This is a genomic window from Chryseosolibacter histidinae (assembly GCF_018598225.1).
Lineage (GTDB): Bacteria > Bacteroidota > Bacteroidia > Cytophagales > Cyclobacteriaceae > Chryseosolibacter > Chryseosolibacter histidini.
In genome coordinates, this window is record NZ_JAHESF010000088.1 from 1 (window position 1) to 3,470 (window position 3,470).

Consider the following 3,470-nt stretch of genomic DNA (forward strand, 5'->3'; position numbering starts at 1 on the left):
TGTTTGATACCTTTTTTCCGAATAGACCTCTATCGATCTATTCTCATGGCTCCCGATTTTTCTTGTGTCCTGTCTCAATCTCGCGACTGAAACTTTCCTTTCAGAATTTGACTCATAAACACCTCGCAGTATTCATGGGTCCGCTATCAATTATCATCCATTCAAAGAACGTTTTGAGATAACCAAAAACAATGTGTTTTTAGTTCTCATTGGAGTTTCATTTTATGAACCTCGTCAATCTTGTTGTTTCAACCACTTCCTTCCGAATTGGGAGTGCAAAGGTATCAGAGATGGTATCACAATGCAAGTGTCTGTCAAAAAAATTTTTTTAAACAGATACGGCGTGCCTGTATACGGTCTGCGTACGGTCGGGTCCCGTAGAGATAAGGGTAATAGGAACTTTAAGCTCTTCTTCCAGAAAATCAATGTATTGGCTCAGCTCAAAAGGCATTGCTTTATCTGAAATTCCTGAAAGCTCTGTATTCCAGCCTTTTAGCTCAGTATAAACCGGCGTAATCTTCTGGTTTACAAACTCATAAGGCAACGCATCCGTGATGGTGCCGTCTTTCAGCTGATATTTTGTACAAACTTTTATTGTTGAAAAAATATTCAATACATCCGCCTTCATCATCAGCAGCTGTGTCACACCATTGATCATGATCGAATATTTCAGCGACGGCAGATCGATCCAGCCACACCGCCTCGGGCGTCCGGTAGTGGATCCGAACTCATTCCCCTGCTTGCGCATGAGCTCACCCTGGTCGTCCAAAAGCTCCGTAGGAAAAGGGCCGCTTCCCACCCGCGTGCTGTAAGCCTTGAAGATACCGAACACCTCCCCGATCTTATGTGGGGCAATACCAAGACCTGTACAGGCGCCTGCTGTCACCGTGTTGGAGCTGGTAACGAACGGATAACTTCCGAAATCGATATCGAGCAACGACCCCTGCGCTCCTTCTGCGAGGATCGAAGAACCTTTTTTCAATTCATTGTTGAGAAAATATTCACTTTCGATCAGGTTGAACTGCTTGAGGAAAGTGATCGCATCCAGGAACTGCTTCTCCAACTCATTCCAGTCATACTGAATGTCGTGCGCTTTCAATATGTTGAAGTGGATGCTTGTCAGTTTTTTAAACTTGTCGGAAAAATTGTCGGCAAGAATATCACCTACACGCAATCCCTGTCGCCCGATCTTGTCCTGGTACGTAGGACCGATGCCCTTCAGCGTGGAGCCGATCTTGTTCTCTCCTTTCTCTTTCTCATATGCCTGGTCCAGCAGCCTGTGCGTGGGAAGGATCAGCGTTGCTTTCTTCGAGATAAAAAGGTTGGCCTTGATGTTCAGGTTGAACTTCTGAAGTTTCTCGATCTCTGTTTTAAAGACGATGGGATCGAGCACCACCCCATTACCGATAACGTTTTTGGTTTTCTCTCTGAATATGCCGGAAGGGATCTGGTGCAGTACGTGCTTGATTCCGTCGAACTCCAACGTATGACCTGCGTTGGGTCCTCCCTGGAAACGTGCTACCACATCATATTTGGGCGCAAATACATCAACGATCTTTCCCTTACCTTCATCGCCCCACTGAAGGCCTAACAGTACATCTACTTTCGACATTTTATTTCTTTGAGAGTTTTAGAACCTCTGCTTCACTCTGAACGATCTGGAAGATGGCATTAAGCTTCGTGATCACCAGAAGCTTCTGAACGTTTTCAGATGGTTTCATCAGGTAAACCTCGCCTCCTTTGTTCCTGAATTTTGTCAGGATGGTGATGAGCACGCCGATGCCACTGCTGTTGATATACCGGAGACCGGAAATATCAATGATGCAGGTATATACCTGTTGCTGAATGGCATTGCTGACGATGTCAAGAATATTAACACCATTGTCTTCTCCGATCAGATCTCCGGAGAGACGTATGATGAGGGAGTCGTCTTTTATTTCTTTTTCAAAGGTCATCGAGCTGGAGGTTAAGGCCTAGGTTCAATTTAAAGATTTACGGTGCTCACAATTCTGTTTGGTGCACGCCGCATACAGGATCAGCGAATGGTGAAGCACATTAAAATGCAGGATCTCCTCTACCGTGGTCTGGATGTTCTGGATCCGGGGATCGCAAAACTCCACCACCTGGTGACACTCTGTGCAGATCAGGTGATCGTGCTGTTTATACCCGTATGATTTTTCATACTGGGCGAGGTTTTTACCGAACTGGTGTTTGCTTACCAGGTCGCATTCCACAAGCAGGTCGAGCGTATTGTACACCGTGGCCCTGCTTACCCTGTAATTTTTATTCTTCATGCTGATGTAGAGCGATTCCACATCAAAATGCCCGTCGCGCGAGTAAATCTCTTCCAAAATAGCATAGCGCTCCGGTGTTTTCCGCAGCTCCTTGTTCTCAAGGTAAGCCGTGAAAATCTTTTTAACCTCTTCGTAAATCTTCGGATTCAGCGCCATATTCAAATCAAGGGGTCAAAGATAACATTCGAATCCCCCTTTCAAAAACGATTTATTCCTTTGAATCAAATCTGCTCACTTTTACAACCCCTTCCACCTTCTCCAGCTTGCCGATCAATTGCTCCAAATGCCGTGTATCGTTCACGTAAAGCATGATTTCGCCGTCAAAGATGCCATTATCGGTATGGATCGACATAGAGCTCATGTTCACTTTAAGCTCTTCCGAGATGATCTTCGAAACATCATTTATGAGCCCTACCCGGTCTGTTCCCTTGATTTTCAGGCCCGTGAGGAAAGCCACCTCGTGCTGGGAAGTCCATTTTGCCTTTACCACCCGGTTGCCATGGTGCGACAGCAGCTCGGGCGCATTCGGGCAGTTGGTTCTGTGGATCTTGATACCTTCGTTCACGGTAACAAAACCGAACACGTCGTCACCGGGGATCGGGGTGCAACATTTGGCCAGCTTGTAATCAACAACGTCCATGTCTTCACCCACCAGCAAGATATCTTCGTAGCGGCCTTTGATCTTGGTGATCTCCTGCTCGATCGTTTTGGCATCGGCCACCTGCAGGTTGGGCTTAGAGCGGATGGGCGACGCCGGGCGATTCTCCACAAAGCGTTTGATATCGGCCGTGGTGATAAAACCTGCCCCTACCCTGAAATACAGGTCAAAATGTGTGGCTGCCTTAAAATAGTCGCGCATCTGTTCCAGCAGCTGCTGGGTGGGCTCTTCTTTCAGTTGCCTGATCTTGCGCAGAATGATCTCCTTACCTTCTTCCGCCGATTTCTTTTTGTCTTCCTTCAGCTCTTCCTTGATCCGCGATTTGGCTTTGGAGCTCACCACAAACCGGAGCCAGTCTTCGTGAGGCTTCTGCTTCTGTGACGTGAGGATCTCGATCTGGTCGCCGTTCTTCAACACGTAATTACTGTGTCGTTTACCCATCTCCGAGCCCCTGAGCCCAGAGGCCAAGTCCGGAGGCGCGGGCGGGGGGCAAATAAGAGGGGGGGGGGGGGGGGGGG

The 3,470-nt window shown here is 47.5% G+C and carries 4 protein-coding genes; all 4 read right to left on the reverse strand.

The window, feature by feature from the left end; genetic code table 11:
- Positions 1 to 328: 328 nt before the first annotated feature.
- Positions 329 to 1,612: an adenylosuccinate synthase gene (locus KK083_RS32240; RefSeq protein ID WP_254170282.1), complete on the reverse strand. Its 1,284-nt coding sequence runs from the start codon at positions 1,610 to 1,612 to the stop codon at positions 329 to 331.
- Between the two features lies 1 nt (position 1,613).
- A complete protein-coding gene (locus KK083_RS32245; RefSeq protein WP_254170283.1) occupies positions 1,614 to 1,955 on the reverse strand; it encodes an STAS domain-containing protein in 342 nt (113 codons plus the stop codon).
- 24 nt (positions 1,956 to 1,979) lie between these two features.
- Complete coding sequence (locus KK083_RS32250; RefSeq protein WP_254170284.1) at positions 1,980 to 2,450, reverse strand: Fur family transcriptional regulator; 471 nt, start codon at positions 2,448 to 2,450, stop codon at positions 1,980 to 1,982.
- Positions 2,451 to 2,502: 52 nt separating this feature from the next.
- The coding region (locus tag KK083_RS32255; protein WP_254170285.1) for an ACT domain-containing protein at positions 2,503 to 3,470 on the reverse strand (968 nt) is incomplete at its 5' end.

What these genes read in the sequence shown, in the direction of transcription:
- KK083_RS32240 (WP_254170282.1), bottom strand. Translation starts at nt 1,612, where the DNA reads ATGTCGAAAGTAGATGTACTGTTAGGCCTTCAGTGGGGCGATGAAGGT.
- KK083_RS32245 (WP_254170283.1), bottom strand. Translation starts at nt 1,955, where the DNA reads ATGACCTTTGAAAAAGAAATAAAAGACGACTCCCTCATCATACGTCTC.
- KK083_RS32250 (WP_254170284.1), bottom strand. Translation starts at nt 2,450, where the DNA reads ATGGCGCTGAATCCGAAGATTTACGAAGAGGTTAAAAAGATTTTCACG.